This is a genomic window from Streptomyces sp. NBC_01275, from assembly GCF_026340655.1.
Lineage (GTDB): Bacteria > Actinomycetota > Actinomycetes > Streptomycetales > Streptomycetaceae > Streptomyces.
On record NZ_JAPEOZ010000001.1, the window covers coordinates 9,413,231 to 9,426,943 of the forward strand.

Consider the following 13,713-nt stretch of genomic DNA (forward strand, 5'->3'; position numbering starts at 1 on the left):
GGTCCAGCTGCGGCCGTACATCGTTTACGGCGCAGCACGTGCTGATCACTCAACAGATACGTCAGAGCGCAACCCTGGACAGGCCCAGCGGTCTGGCTGCACGCCGATCTTCACCCCGCCAACGCCCTCGTCTCCGACGGCACGATCTCCGGCATCGTCGACTTCGGTGACCTGTGTGCCGGCGATCCGGCCACTGACCTCGCCGCCGCTTGGAAACTGCTGCCCCAGGGCGCAGCCGACGACGGACAGGCCGATCTTCTCGGCGACCTTGGCGAGGGTGAGGATCTGGCGCAGTTCGGGCACGGCCTGCTGCCGGACGGCCTTGGCCTGCGTCAGGGGTTCGGCGATGGCCTCGGTGAGGCCGCCCTGGAAGTCGCGGGCGGCCTTCTCCCGGGCCACGGGGTCGGCGATGGCGCCGATGGCGGAAAGCGCCTCGGTGACGGCCAAGGTGTTGATCAGGTCGAGGAAACGGCTGACCCCGGGCGCTCGCCGAAGGCCCGGCCGACGCCGGGGCGGCGAACAGATTGGTGTGCGGGGCCGACGGAACCGGGTAACGTCTTTGTCATGTTCTTCCAGGCGCCGATTTACGAGTGAGAGCGTGATGGGCCCCTGCTGACGCCTTTCGACGTCGCCACCCGTCCCCCACCGATGAATCCGTAGATCACTTCACCTCATTACCGGGAGAACCCTTGACCGTGAGCAAGAACATCAACAACCCCGTGGGCATGGGCGGCGGCCAGCGCAAGAAGCTGTCTCGCGCCGAACGGCAGAACAACGGTCCGTACCGCAACCTCGACCGCCAGGGTGCAGCTGACCAGAAGGCGGAGCTCGTGCGCAAGATGCGAGAGAAGGCAGGCGCAGCTGAGGACGCCGGGCAGGCGGGCGACGACACCGCACAGAGCTGACGCACGGGGCAGGGCCCGGACCGCGCGACGCGCGGTCCGGGCCCTGCTGCCGTATCTGGGCTCTGCTGCCGTACCGGGCGCGGCCGGTCCCGCTCAGCCCTCGGCCGACCACCCGGCGGTGCAGCTGACCACCCGGGGCAGCCGGAGATTCGGCAGCCCCGTCACCGCCACCACCCCGAGCTGCACCACAGCTCAGCACGTTCCCCGTGCCCGGCCCGGGCGACACCGCAGCTAGGGGCGGCACCGCGGCAGAGGAAGTGGACACGGGCGCAGGACAACACTGGTGGACACCTCGGTGGGACGACCACGAAACCCGCACGTATTTCTGCAGGAGGACTGTCATGACTGACCGGCCCCTGACGCTCATGGCAGTCCACGCTCACCCCGGCGACGAGTGGCTTTGTTCACGAGTTGCGGGCACGCGGAACACCCGATTGTCCTGCCGGGGCAGTCCCGACGGACATCGAGACGGTACCGCGGTCGGTGGCGAGCTTCGCCCGGCCGAATCCCTCGACCAACCCGTCAAGCGGCAACCCGCAGCCCCGTCACGGCGGCACGCGCCAGACTGGTGGCCTTCGAGCCGGTGACGGCCGGCAATCGCTAACCGGCTTTGGCCCCGTCCTGGGCGCCGACGACGACCTCGCCGCCTCCCCGACGCCGGACATCTCGCCTCCGCCGCCTGCACCGTGTCTGTGACCGGGCCGGGCCTCGGCAAAGGGTGATGGAGGCCGCCCCGGCCGTTCAGTCCACCGGGCCGCGCCCCTCTACGGGGACGCTCCCCTCGCGCAGTCCGGATGGAGCCCGGCCGTCGCCACAGAGAGTGGCGTCCTAACCGGCGGCCGCCTCGGTGAACTGGTTGGTGTCGAAGAGCTGGTTGATGTGCCCGCCGAGCTCGGACCAGTGCTGTCCGGAGAGCTCGGCGGCGGCGCGGGCGTCACCGCCGGCGCAGACGGTGATGAGTTGGTCGTGGTGTTCGATGGTGTTGCGGCCGCCGAGCAGGGTGGAGAACTTGCGGTAGAGGATGCGGTGGATCTGCGGGTGGAGCTGCTCGACGATCCGGCTGAGCACGGGATTGTCCGCGGTCGCGATGGGGATGGCGTGGAAGCGGTCGTCAGCGGCGAGTGCGGCGGTGGTGTCGTTGGCGGCGACGGCCCGTTCGAAGTCGCGGTTCGCCTCTCGCATGCGCTCAAAATCCTGCTCGGTCATGACCGGCACGGCTGTCTCGACGGCGAGTTGGTCGAGGGAGCGCAGGACGGCGAGGGTCTTCTCCACGTCGCGGCGGTTGAGCGTCGTGATGCGGGTGTAGACGCCGGGCTTGGCCTCGACCAGGCCGATGTCGGCGAGCCGGGCGAGCGCCTCGCGCACCGGGGTGCGGCTGAGGCCGAGGCGCTCGGCGAGCTCGGCGTCCCTGACCTTCTCGCCGGGGACGAGTTCCCCCCGCACGATGGAGTCGCGAAGACGGTCGAACACCTCGTCACTTAGGAGGCGGCGAGAGACAGGGCGGTCAAGTGACATATTGCGTACAGTACATCGGTCCGTCACTCGCCCGGCTCGGCTCCGCCTTCAGCTCGGGCCCGGCGGACCAGGACCTGGGCCAGGACGAGCGCCGGGTCGATGAGGGGGACGTCCACGGCGTCGACGGTGAGCCCGAGGGGGATCTCGGTGCAGCCGGCGATCACTGCCTGCGCCCCCTGCTCGGTCAGGCGCTGTGCGGCGCGAGTCAGCAACGCGGTCGTCGTATCGTCGCGGACGCCGGCTTTCACCGCCCGGACGGCGGCCATGACCTCGCGGTCCTGGCTGGCGCCATCGGGTAGGACAAGACGGATCCCGAAGCGGTCCAGCCACTCCTGATAGAGGCCCGCGCGGACGGTGCCGGTGCTGGCGAGCAGTCCGACGGTGTGGATGCGGGGACTGAGGCTGGTGAGGTGCCGGACGACCTCGCCGATCATGTGGACGATGGGCAGGTCGACATGGTCGGCGATGCGTGGGACGAAGGCGTGTGCGGTGTTGCACGGGATGGCGATGACCGTGGCGCCGGCCTCGCGCAGAACGCGACTGCCGTCCAGAAGCCAAGGGGTGGGGTCGGGTCCGTCGCCCAGCAGCGCCTCGGTGCGGTCGGGAATGGTGGGGTCGGACCAGATGACCGTTCTCAGGTGGTCCTGGTCGCTGCTGCCCGGGGTCATCGACACCAGCTTGGCGTAGAAGTCGGCGGTGGCTGCCGGGCCCATGCCGCCGAGGATTCCGATGATCTCGGTGGCGGCGGTGGCGGCGGTGGCGGCGGTGGGGCTGTTCACTGTGCGGTGTCCTTCTGCAGGACCGGGGCCTGGTGCCCGGCCGGGGTGTGGGGGCTTTCGGGGGTGCCGCGTTTGGCTTCGCGCCGGTTCTCGGAGCTGTCGACGACGGCGGCGGCCAGCGAGTTGCCGATGACGTTCACGCCGGTGCGGGCCATGTCGACGATGAAGTCCACACCGAGAAGCAGCGCGATGCCTTCGGCGGGCAGGCCGATGGAGTTGCCGGCGGCGATGAGGACGACGATGGAGGCGGAGGCGACGCCGGCCATGCCCTTGGAGAGGATCACCAGCACGCCGACCATGAGCAGCAGGGCGGGCAGTGAGGTGTCCGCGCCGTAGGCGTTGGCGAGGAAGACCAGCGCGGTCGCCTGGTAGAGAACGGAGCCGTCGGTGTTGAAGGAGTAGCCGAGGGGGACGACGAAGGAGGTCGTCGAGCGGCTGAGGCCGAACGCTTCGAGCCTGCCCATCAGCGGGGCCAGCACCGACTCGGAGCTGCGGGTGACGAACGCGATCCAGGCCAGCCCGGCAATCGACTTCAGCAGTTCGACGTAGCGGATTCGGTAGATCGCGGCGATGAGCGGGAAGAGCACGCCGATGACGATGGCCAGGCCCGCGTACACCACGGAGATGAAGCCCAGCAGACTGCGCAGGTTGCCGAAGCCGTAGTACGCCACGTCGTAGGAGATGAAGCCGAGTACGCCCAGTGGGGCGATCCGGATGACGTAGCCGACGACCTTGAACATGACCGCGGCGACGGACTCGAGCACCGAGGCGAAGGGCTCGGACTTCTCCCCTAGGGCGGCCATGGCGACCCCGACGAGGAGGGCGAAGACGATCGCGCCCAGCAGGTTGCCCTCGCCGAAGGCGGCGAAGATGTTCTTCGGTACGGCGTGCAGGAGCAGTTCGTGGAAGTCGATGCCCTGGCTCAGGCCGTCCAGCTCCTTGGCGTCGGCCCCGTGGACGGGGGCGCCCTTGCCGATGCCCGTGAACTTGGCCAGGCCCACCGCGATGAGCAGGACGACGGTGGTGACGAGCTCGAAGTAGAGGATCGCCTTGCCGGCGATCCGGCCGACCTTCTTGACCGACTCCATGCGGGCGATGCCCAGCACGATGAGCGGGAAGACCAGGGGCAGGACGACGACCTGCACCAGGTTCAGGAACACCTCCCCGAGGATCTTCATCTGCTCGCCCGCTGACGGGGCGAGGGATCCGATGAGGGCTCCGAGACCGACGGCGATGATCGACTGGATTCCGATCGGCATCCGCAGACATCGCAGCCAGAACCCCGAGGGCCGGGCCGGTGGAGTGTCTGTGCTGGTGGGACGGGGACGAGTGGTGTTCATGAGACCTCCTGACATATGCAATATATTGCGTTCTGCATGTTGGTCGGTAACACTGAGGCCGGAGGCGGTGGCCTGTCAAGGGCCCCGTATCGGCATCCCGGATGACGTCCGGCGGCAGTGACGAGGAGCATCAGATGGCGCAGACCACGCGAACGGAGCACGACCTGGTGGGCGACAAGGAGGTCCCCGCCGACGCCTACTACGGGGTGCACACCGTGCGGGCCGTGGAGAACTTCGCGATCACCGGATCGACCATCGCCCGGTTCCCCGACCTGATCGCCGCACTGGCCGCGGTCAAGCAGGCGGCCGCGCGGGCCAACCGCGACCTCGGCCTGCTGCCGGCGGACATCGCCGAAGCGATCATCAGCGCCTGCGAGGAGATAGGCGCCGGACAACTGCACGAGCAGTTCGTCGTCGACCCCGTCCAGGGCGGGGCGGGCACCTCCACCAACATGAACGCCAACGAGGTCATCGCCAACCGAGCCCTGGAAATCCTCGGCCACCCCCGCGGCTGCTACGAGGTGATCCACTCCCTCGACCACGTCAACCTCGGCCAGAGCACCAACGACGTCTACCCCACCGCCGTCCGCCTGGCCCTGGTCGCCTCACTGCGCCGGCTCGGCGATTCGCTGCAGGCTCTGGCCGCGGCCTTCACCGCGAAGGCGGCGGAGTTCAGCGATGTGCTGAAGATGGGCCGCACCCAACTCCAGGACGCCGTCCCCATGACGCTGGGTCAGGAGTTCACCACCTATGCCGTCATGATCGGGGAGGACCGCCAGCGCCTCACCGAGGCCGCCGCCCTGCTGCTGGAGTCCAACCTCGGCGGCACGGCCATCGGCACCGGCATCAACGGCCACCCCCGCTACGCCGAACTCGCCTGCGCGTACCTCGCGGAGATCAGCGGCGAACCCGTCCGGTCGGCGGGCGACCTCATCGAGGCCACCCAGGACTGCGGCGCCTTCGTCCAGCTCTCGGGCGTCCTCAAGCGCGTCGCCGTGAAACTCTCCAAGACCTGCAACGATCTGCGCCTGGCCTCGTCCGGCCCCACCGCAGGACTCGGCGAGATCAATCTGCCGCCGGTGCAGGCGGGTTCGTCGATCATGCCCGGCAAGGTCAACCCGGTGATCCCCGAAGTCGTCAACCAGGTCGCCTTCGAGGTCATCGGCAACGACCTGACCGTCACCATGGCCGCCGAAGCCGGACAGCTCCAGCTCAACGCCTTCGAACCGGTCATCGCATACAGCTTGCTGCGCTCCCTGACCCACCTGCGCGCCGCCTGCGACACCCTGGCCACCCGCTGCGTCCCCGGCATCACCGCCAACCGCGAACACCTCCACGACACGGTCCACCGCTCCATCGGACTGGTGACCGCGCTCGCCCCGTACATCGGCTACGCCGCCGGTACCGCCCTCGCCCGTCAGGCCCTGGACACCGGCCGAGCCGTCAGGGATCTCGCCGCCGAAGCCGGCCTGCTCACCACCGATCAACTGGAAGCGATCCTGCGGCCCGAGAACCTCACCGGGCACTCCGCCCAGCCGTCGACAGCAGCCGCTCGGTGAAGCAAGCAATCGGATTGCCCTATCCAGTTTCGTGGTACGGTGGCCGGGAACCGGATAGCCCTATCCGAATCATGAAAACGGATAGGGCTATCCATACTCTTCGGCTTCCTCTGCCCTGTCTTCCACGAAAGGACTTGCTGTGACCAGCATCGCCATAGTCGGAGCCGGCCCCCAGCTGGGCCTGGCCATCGCCCGCGCCTTCGGCTCCCACGGCCTCGACATCGCCCTGATCTCCCGCAACCGCGACAAGCTCGACGGGCTCGTCGGCAAGCTCACCGCCGAGGGCGTCACCGCCGCCGCGTTCCCGGCGGACGTGCTCGACCGCGACGCGCTCACCCAGGCGCTCAAGGACGCCGCCACCCGGTTCGGTGGCATCGACGTGCTGGAGTACTCCCCGGTGGGAACGTTCGGCTCCACCGTTCTGACCACTCCGGCCGACACCGACCCCTCGCATGTGCAGCAGGAGATGGAGTTCCAGCTGTACGGGGCCATCGCCGCCACGAAGGCGGTGCTGCCCGCGATGCGCGAGGCCGGCGCGGGCACCCTGCTCTACACCACCGGCGCCGGCTCCATCGACCCCGTGCCGCAGGTCGGCAACGTCAACGCCGCCGCCGCGGCCCTGCGCAACTGGGCGATCAACCTGCACAAGGAACTGGACGGCACCGGCATCCAGGCCGCCCACGTCGGCATCGACGTGTCGATCGGCATGTCGGTCGTCCCCGGATTCCCGACGGCCCGGCCCGAGCAGATCTCCCCCGTCTACTGGGAACTGCACACCACGAAGCGGGACCAGGCCGAGCTCGTGTTCAGCCTCTGACATCGGACCGACTTCGTGATCCGCCCCTCCTCGAACCTTGCATCGCTCCGATGGCCGTCGCCCCCCGAGGTCAGGTGCTCGTGCCTGTCGGCGGGGCGGTGGGGCCTGCCGGGCTGTTGCGGAGCATGGCCTGGTAGAGAGCGGCGTGCTCGGGCGAGGCGGGCAGCGGGCCGCGCGCGGGGGCCTCCAGGGACTGGATCGTCAGGGCGACGACGCGTCGCCAGGCGTCGGGAGCGGCATCGCCGCAGGCGTTGACGACGCCGGCGTTGGCCATGTGGATCAGTACGAGGTCCGAGGGGTCGAAGTCCTCGCGCAGCCGGCCGGTGGCCTTGGCTCGGTCGATGAGCCGCACCATGCCCTCGTACGCCTCATTGCGGCGCTCCTCCATGGCCTTGGCGGTGGGGAAGGTCATGGTCAGCACGTCGGCGAAGCCGTAGTCGGCGGCCTGCATCGCGCAGGCGGCCTCGATGTAGCCGGTGAAACCGTGCCAGGGGTCGGGGTCGTCGAGGGCGACGGCGACCGCGTCGGCGTAGGCGCTCATACGGTCGGAGAAGACGGCGGCGACCAGCTCCTCCTTCGCGGGGAAGTGGCGGAGGATGGTGGCGATCCCCACTCCGGCCTCGCGGGCCACGGAGGCCATGGAGGCGTTCAGGCCGTCGCGCCCCAACACCGTGCGCCCGGCGGCGATGATCCGCGCCCGGTTGCGCTCGGCGTCGCTGCGCAGCGGTGGGGCGGCGCGGTTGTCGGGGTGCGGGGTGCCAGGCTTCATGCCGACCAGTCTAGCAATCGGATAGGGCTATCCGATTCCAGTGCCATGCTGATTCGGCAAGCGCACTCGCCGTCGGAGTGCGGCGGGGCGGCGGCCACCCCGCCGCACTCTCCTCGGGGCCGGGGCGCTCGGCGGATCAGTCCTCGGGCAGGAGCCATCCGATGTGCAGTTCTTTCGCGCCGGGGCGGAACGTCTGCATGAGCTCGGCGCGCTCGGGGTCGTTTTCGGGGAGGCTGTCGGCGAGGAGGGCCTGCGCGGCGAGCGTCTGGGGCCGGGCGCCGAGCGCGGCGCGCAGGTGGAGTGAGCGGCGCAGCATCGCGATCCGCTCGGCGGGCTCCTTGTGCGGTGCGAGGTGCCGGATGATGTAGGACTCGAAGTAGCCGTCGCCGGACTTCGTCGCGATCTCGAGAGCTGTCTCGTAGCGCGGGAGGGCGCCCGCCGGGTCCTCGTCGATGTTGTCCAGCAGGACGGCCCAGTGGTACTCGGCCCAACCGCGCAGCTTCTCGTCGCCGCTCTCCACCGCCGCGCGGTAGCCGGCCTCGGCCACGGCGCGGTCGTCGGCGCGGGGGTCGCGCTGGAACAGCAGGCGGCTGTAGGCCAGTCGCGCCGTGAGCAGGTGCGCGGTCGGCGATGCGGGATCGAGCGCCGCGACCGCCTTCTCGGCCTCCTCATGGCCCTCGATCCGGAAGAACCAGCGGTCGACGGCGATCTCCGCGCGCAGCTCGGGCTCGGCGTCCGGGCCCAAGGCGGCGAGCGCGGCGTCCCACTCCCCGAGCAGCTGCAGACGGCGGGCTATGTAGGTGTCATCAGGTAACATGGCACCTACAATAAGAAGCGGCGATGTAGGTGGTCAAGTGCAATACGGTGACTACATTGGAAACGTGACGCGGTTGGCCGTCGAGCTGGCCAATACCGGGACCCTCGACCAGCACGGCGAACTGGTCGCCGCGTTCTTCGCAGAGCACGAGGTCACTCCGCCGCCGGGCGGCGACTACGGCGAGCTGCCGGACCTCGTGCGCACGGCCCTGGCGCAGTCGGTCGACGGCGCCGCCCCCGAGGCCGTGCACCGCCTGCTGCGCGACTATCCGCCGGAAATGCACCTGTCCGACCACGACGGCCTCGGCGGCTGGCACATTCACTTCAGCCGCAACGGCACCCCGGCCAAGCGCTGGGTCGGCCAGCAGATCGCCGCCAAGCTCGCCCTGGTCGCGGCCGGGGATCCGGCGGTGACGCTGGGGCGGTGCGCCGCGGCCGGGTGCGGAAACTACTTCGTGGACCAGTCACGGAACCGGACGCGCCGGTTCTGCTCCAACGCGTGTGCGAGCCGGACGACGGTCGCGGCTTATCGGGCCCGGGCGGCGAAAGACTCCTAGCAGAGTCTGTTGTGGAGTCGTCGCCGGCCGTCGATCGGTTCGGTGATGCCGCCCCGACGTCGGCTGCGGCCGCCCGTCCCGTCGACTCTCTGCTCCGGTGCCTGGAGGGGGAGCCCTGGTTCGGCCCGCTGAACCGAGCGTCCCCGGAATCCTGGCAGGCCTCGGCCGGGACTCCACCGCAAGTGACGGCTCGCCCGGGCTCGTCCACGGGAACCAGAAAAGATTCGGACGGCGATGTCGAGAACCCGTGTCCGGCTCCGTCCCAGCGGTGAACGCGACCAAAATAGGCCGCACCAGCACTGAGGAGAACCACGATGGCCAAGTACCTGCTGCTCAAGCACTACCGAGGTGCCCCGGCTGCGGTCAACGACGTGCCCATGGACCAGTGGACGCAGGAGGAGATCTCCGCGCACATCCAGTACATGAACGACTTCGCGGCCCGGCTGGAGGGTACCGGCGAGTTCGTCGACGGTCAGGCGCTCGCCCCCGAGGGGACGTTCGTCCGGTACGACGGAGAGGGCCGCCCGCCGGTCACCGACGGCCCGTTCGCCGAGACCAAGGACCTCATCGCCGGCTGGATGGTGATCGACGTCGACAGCTACGAGCGCGCCGTCGAACTGGCCGGGGAACTGTCGGCAGCCCCCGGGGCGGGCGGGAAGCCGATCCACGAGTGGCTCGAGCTGCGCCCGTTCCTGACCGCACCCCCCACCATCACGGAGTGAGTCCTGAAGTGAACGAGGTCCTGCTCCGCAGCCTCACGCCGAGCGTGCTCGGGATCCTCGTCCGCCGCGGAGCCGACTTCGCGGCGGCCGAGGACGCCGTACAGGACGCGCTGGTGGAGGCGGTCCGCGTCTGGCCGGCCGACCCTCCGCGGGATGCGAAGGGCTGGCTGGTCACCGTGGCCTGGCGCCGGTTCCTCGACCAGGCGCGGGCGGACACCGCCCGCCGCCGACGTGAGGACCGCCTCGACGAGGAGCCGGCCCCCGGACCCGCGCCCGCCGTGGACGACACCCTCCAGCTCTACTTCCTGTGCGCCCACCCGTCGCTGACGCCGTCGTCCGCGGTCGCCCTCACGCTGCGCGCCGTCGGAGGGCTCACCACCCGCCAGATCGCCCAGGCCTACCTCGTGCCCGAGGCCACCATGGCCCAGCGGATCAGCCGGGCCAAGCGCACCGTCTCCGGCGTGCGCTTCGACCAGCCCGGCGACGTCGCCACCGTGCTGCGCGTCCTCTACCTGGTCTTCAACGAGGGCTACTCCGGCGACGTCGACCTCGCCGCCGAGGCCATCCGCCTCACCCGCCGGCTCGCGGCCCAGATCGACCATCCCGAGGTGGCCGGACTGCTCGCCCTCATGCTGCTGCACCACGCCCGGCGCGCCGCCCGCACCACACCCGACGGCAGCCTGGTGCCGCTCGCCGAGCAGGACCGCGGCCGGTGGGACACGAAGCTGATCGCCGAGGGCGTCGGGATCCTGCAGGCGGCCCTCGCCCGCGACCGGCTGGGCGAGTTCCAGGCCCAGGCCGCCATCGCCGCGCTCCACGCCGACGCGCCCACCACCGAGGAGACCGACTGGGTGCAGATCGTCGAGTGGTACGACGAACTCGCGCGCCTGACCGACAGCCCGGTCGTCCGGCTCAACCGCGCGGTGGCCGTCGGCGAGGCCGACGGACCGCGCGCCGGGCTGGCCGCGCTCGCGGCGCTGGACGACTCGCTGCCCCGCCACACCGCGGTGGCGGCCTACCTCCACGAACGCGACGGCGACCTGACGACGGCGGCACGGCTGTACGCCGAGGCGGCCCACAAGGCGCCCGACCTCGCCGAACGCGACCACCTGACCCGCCAGGCCGCCCGCCTCAACGCCCGCCGCAGTCACTGACGGGTCGCGCCCGGTTGTGTACGGCGTCGGCGCGCATCGGCCGGCCGGTCTGTGCGCATCGTCCGCCCGCCGCGGCCATTCCCGGCAGCGGGAGTCGGGCCGGCGCGGCGGAGCTCATGGCCTGCGGCTTCACGCGGGGCGTAGCGCCTGCGGCTTCACGCGGGGCGTAGCGCCTCCAGTTGCTGCGCGAACGGTACGACGGCGACGTCATCCGCCGTCGTCCGGGCGGCGGAACCCGCCCGCCCGCGCATCAGCCCGGCCAGCTCGCCGGCCGCGCGCACGATCCGGTGGGGGAGCGTGTCGGTGAGGGGGTCGCCGTTGCCGCCCCAGTCCTCGGAGGCCGCGTACTCGGCGACGCCGGTGAGCTGACCCTCACGTTCTCCTTCCGCATCGTCGTCGACGGAGTGGAGGCGGGCGGCGCCGAGGGGAGGGAGTTCGCCGCGCACATGGAGGCCGACTACCTCGACGCGGTGTGGACGACGCTTGAGGCCGTACGGGACCGGGTCGCCGGCGCCACCACCGGAATCTCGGCCTGAGGGAGCCTGCCATGCCCACAGAGTTCGCCGCCAAGGTGTTCGCCCTGGTCGACGCCACCGATGCCGCCGGCTTCAGTCGGCTGTTCACCCCGCAGGGCCGTATGCGCTTCGGGAACAACGAGCCGATGGTGGGCCCCGAGGAGATAGCGGCCGGAGTCGGTGGCTTCTTCGGCACCGTCAAGGGGCCGCGGCACACCGTAGTCCGTGAGTGGTACGCCGGTGCGGACGCCGTCATCGAGGAACTGGTCGACTACTACCGGCTGGACGGAGAAACGGTCACCATCCCGGCCGCCACCCTGTGGCACGTCGACGAGACCGGCCTCATCGACGACTTCCGCGTCTACTTCGACCTCGCTCCGCTCTTCTCCTGAGCGCTTGGACGCTTGGACGCTTGGTTGCTTCGCGTGCTTCGGTGCTGTGCGCGCTCGGCTGCTTTGCATACTTGAGCCGTTGAACTGTCGACGTATCCGAAGGTGGATACAGTCTCGGATCCGCCCGGGCTCGGGCGATGGCCTGTCGGCGGGTCATCGCCGGGTCCGGGCTTCTGCGCACCCATATTGGATACACCTCTTGGGTACACTCCCGGCGTGAGCAGGAATACGAGCGAATCGTCGGAAGAGCCGGAACCAGGCGGGCCCGTGAGCGTGGTCGACGGTACTCCGGCACCCGGCGCGGGTCCCGAGGCGGCCCCGGGCGGACGCCGGATGGCTCTCGACGTGCACAGCCGACTGCGGGGGATGATCCTCAGCGGCGAACTGCCGCCGGGCTCGGCGCTGCTCCAGGCGGAGATGGCCCGAAAACTGGGCGTCAGCCGGACTCCGATGCGCGAGGCGTTCCGGCTCCTGCAGGAAGAGGGCCTCATCGATGCCCGGCCCGACCAGCGGGCCCGTGTACGCGCGGTGGACCCCCAGGACCTGGACGGGGTGTACGGAGCCCGCATCATGCTGGAGGCTCTGGCCGTGACGACGACGGCGAAGACGCTCACCGGCGAGGACCTCGACCGCATGAGCGAGCTGCTGGAGCGGATGAAGGCCCTCGCGGACGAGGAGAAGCCGGACGAGTGGTATGCCGCGCACCGCGAGTTCCACGGCGTGGCCACCCAGGCCGTCGGGCCGCAGCTGCGGCGCACGCTCTCCTCGCACGCCGAGCACAGCGAGCGCTACATCCGTCTTGCCCAGCTGGGTGTACCGGGGTCCCGGGCGCGGGCGCACAAGGAGCACGAGGCGCTGCTGGCGGCACTGAAGGCGAACGACGCGGCCGAGGCCGCCAGAGTGGTCGCCGGTCACCTGGCGCGCACCGCCCTGAGCGTGCTGGCCGATGTCGCCCCGGAGTACGAGCCCGTCACCACGCGCACGGCCCTCAGACTCGTCGGCGCCGGGCAGGCCTGACACTCCGCCTCGTAACAGCGGTACCTCCTCGCCGTAGCATCGGAACGAGCGAGTGAGGAAAGGGGCCGGAGCGTGGCCGCCGCCGATGTCACAGAAGACGTGCCTGTCAGCGAAGAACTGCCTGTCACAGAAGAAGCGACTGTCACAGAAGAAGCGCCGCAGCCGACGGCGTCCGGTCGAGGCCGGCCCAGGAAGCACGGGACCGAGGCCGACTGCCCGCGCAAGGGCGAGCGCACCCGGCAGCGCATTCTGGAGGCGGCTCGGCGCAAGTTCGCCGAGGTCGGCTACGAGCGCGCCACCATCCGGGCCATCGCGGCCGAGGCCGACGTCGACAAGTCCTCGGTCATCCAGTACTTCGGCAGCAAGGACGGGCTGTTCCGCGAGGCGGTCCGCTGGGACATCCCCGTCGCCGAGCTGACCGCCGACGACCCCGCCCAGACCGTCGAGAATCTCGTACGAGGCATGCTCGGGGCCTGGGCCGCGGATCCGGACAGCCCCATGGCCGTACTGCTGCGCGCCAGCATGACCAGCGAAGAGGCCGCCGAGATCCTGCGCGGCCACATCACCGCCCAGGGCGTCGATCCGGTGGCCGCCATGGTCGACAGCCCCGACGCCCGGCTGCGGGCCGCGCTGTGCAGCGCGATGATGATGGGCATCGCCAGCCAGCGCTATCTGCTGCGCATGCCGGACCTGGCCGCCGCGGACACCGAGGACGTCCTGCGCCTCGTCGTGCCGGTGCTCCGCGGCCTCATCGACCCCGAGAAGGCGGAGGCGCCGGGCCGTTCGCCCGGGGAGTGACCTGGCCTCTCACACCTCCCGGTCCTCCGGGAACGCCTCGACGCCACCGTCGTGTACG

14 protein-coding genes and 2 pseudogenes are annotated in these 13,713 nt (G+C 70.3%); 10 read left to right on the forward strand and 6 right to left on the reverse strand.

What is annotated here, in order from left to right; all coding sequences use genetic code 11:
- Positions 1 to 75 precede the first annotated feature (75 nt).
- Both OG562_RS41265 and OG562_RS41270 read left to right on the forward strand, forming a co-directional pair.
- Positions 76 to 231, forward strand: a pseudogene (locus tag OG562_RS41265) (phosphotransferase); the annotation flags it as partial.
- Between the two features lie 458 nt (positions 232 to 689).
- On the forward strand, positions 690 to 905 hold the full coding sequence (locus OG562_RS41270; RefSeq protein WP_266407253.1) for a DUF6243 family protein: 216 nt from the start codon (positions 690 to 692) through the stop codon (positions 903 to 905).
- Between the two features lie 828 nt (positions 906 to 1,733).
- Here OG562_RS41270 and OG562_RS41275 read toward each other — a convergent pair.
- The 3 genes from OG562_RS41275 to OG562_RS41285 form a co-directional block, all read right to left on the reverse strand.
- Positions 1,734 to 2,375, reverse strand: coding sequence for a GntR family transcriptional regulator (locus OG562_RS41275; RefSeq protein WP_266407255.1), 642 nt, complete (start codon positions 2,373 to 2,375; stop codon positions 1,734 to 1,736).
- A gap of 68 nt (positions 2,376 to 2,443) precedes the next feature.
- Positions 2,444 to 3,199 (reverse strand): aspartate/glutamate racemase family protein, encoded by a 756-nt coding sequence (locus OG562_RS41280; protein WP_266407258.1) that lies wholly within the window; start codon positions 3,197 to 3,199, stop codon positions 2,444 to 2,446.
- Complete coding sequence (locus OG562_RS41285) at positions 3,196 to 4,539, reverse strand: dicarboxylate/amino acid:cation symporter (protein ID WP_266407260.1); 1,344 nt, start codon at positions 4,537 to 4,539, stop codon at positions 3,196 to 3,198. The genes OG562_RS41280 and OG562_RS41285 overlap by 4 nt, the downstream gene beginning before the upstream one ends.
- A 134-nt stretch (positions 4,540 to 4,673) precedes the next feature.
- Here OG562_RS41285 and OG562_RS41290 point away from each other — a divergent pair, with 134 nt between their 5' ends.
- Both OG562_RS41290 and OG562_RS41295 read left to right on the forward strand, forming a co-directional pair.
- Positions 4,674 to 6,098 (forward strand): aspartate ammonia-lyase, encoded by a 1,425-nt coding sequence (locus OG562_RS41290; RefSeq protein WP_266407262.1) that lies wholly within the window; start codon positions 4,674 to 4,676, stop codon positions 6,096 to 6,098.
- 139 nt (positions 6,099 to 6,237) lie between these two features.
- Entirely contained in the window at positions 6,238 to 6,915 is a 678-nt protein-coding gene (locus OG562_RS41295) for an SDR family oxidoreductase (RefSeq protein WP_266407264.1), read from the forward strand.
- Positions 6,916 to 6,985: 70 nt separating this feature from the next.
- Here the strand turns inward: OG562_RS41295 and OG562_RS41300 are convergent, their stop codons facing one another.
- Positions 6,986 to 7,684: a TetR/AcrR family transcriptional regulator gene (locus OG562_RS41300; protein WP_266407266.1), complete on the reverse strand. Its 699-nt coding sequence runs from the start codon at positions 7,682 to 7,684 to the stop codon at positions 6,986 to 6,988.
- A gap of 136 nt (positions 7,685 to 7,820) precedes the next feature.
- Entirely contained in the window at positions 7,821 to 8,501 is a 681-nt protein-coding gene (locus OG562_RS41305) for a hypothetical protein (protein ID WP_266407268.1), read from the reverse strand.
- Positions 8,502 to 8,565: 64 nt separating this feature from the next.
- On the opposite strand from OG562_RS41305, the gene OG562_RS41310 reads away from it, so the two are divergent.
- The 3 genes from OG562_RS41310 to OG562_RS41320 all read left to right on the forward strand — a co-directional run bounded on the left by OG562_RS41310 (position 8,566) and on the right by OG562_RS41320 (position 10,933).
- Positions 8,566 to 9,057, forward strand: coding sequence for a CGNR zinc finger domain-containing protein (locus tag OG562_RS41310; RefSeq protein WP_266407270.1), 492 nt, complete (start codon positions 8,566 to 8,568; stop codon positions 9,055 to 9,057).
- A gap of 314 nt (positions 9,058 to 9,371) precedes the next feature.
- Positions 9,372 to 9,779 (forward strand): YciI family protein, encoded by a 408-nt coding sequence (locus OG562_RS41315; RefSeq protein WP_266407272.1) that lies wholly within the window; start codon positions 9,372 to 9,374, stop codon positions 9,777 to 9,779.
- 8 nt (positions 9,780 to 9,787) lie between these two features.
- Positions 9,788 to 10,933, forward strand: coding sequence for an RNA polymerase sigma factor (locus OG562_RS41320; RefSeq protein WP_266409804.1), 1,146 nt, complete (start codon positions 9,788 to 9,790; stop codon positions 10,931 to 10,933).
- Between the two features lie 155 nt (positions 10,934 to 11,088).
- Here the strand turns inward: OG562_RS41320 and OG562_RS41325 are convergent.
- Positions 11,089 to 11,286, reverse strand: a pseudogene (locus OG562_RS41325) (oxidoreductase); the annotation flags it as partial.
- A 194-nt stretch (positions 11,287 to 11,480) separates the two neighbouring features.
- On the opposite strand from OG562_RS41325, the gene OG562_RS41335 reads away from it, so the two are divergent.
- The 3 genes from OG562_RS41335 (at position 11,481) to OG562_RS41345 (ending at position 13,655) form a co-directional block, all read left to right on the forward strand.
- Positions 11,481 to 11,840 carry a nuclear transport factor 2 family protein gene (locus OG562_RS41335; RefSeq protein ID WP_266407275.1) on the forward strand — a complete coding sequence of 120 codons (360 nt, stop codon included), beginning with the start codon at positions 11,481 to 11,483 and terminating at the stop codon, positions 11,838 to 11,840.
- 267 nt (positions 11,841 to 12,107) lie between these two features.
- Entirely contained in the window at positions 12,108 to 12,857 is a 750-nt protein-coding gene (locus tag OG562_RS41340) for a GntR family transcriptional regulator (RefSeq protein ID WP_266407277.1), read from the forward strand.
- 99 nt (positions 12,858 to 12,956) lie between these two features.
- The gene (locus OG562_RS41345; RefSeq protein WP_266407279.1) at positions 12,957 to 13,655 is read left to right on the forward strand and encodes a TetR/AcrR family transcriptional regulator; all 699 of its coding nucleotides are present in this window, start codon (positions 12,957 to 12,959) and stop codon (positions 13,653 to 13,655) included.
- The last annotated feature ends 58 nt before the right edge of the window (positions 13,656 to 13,713 follow it).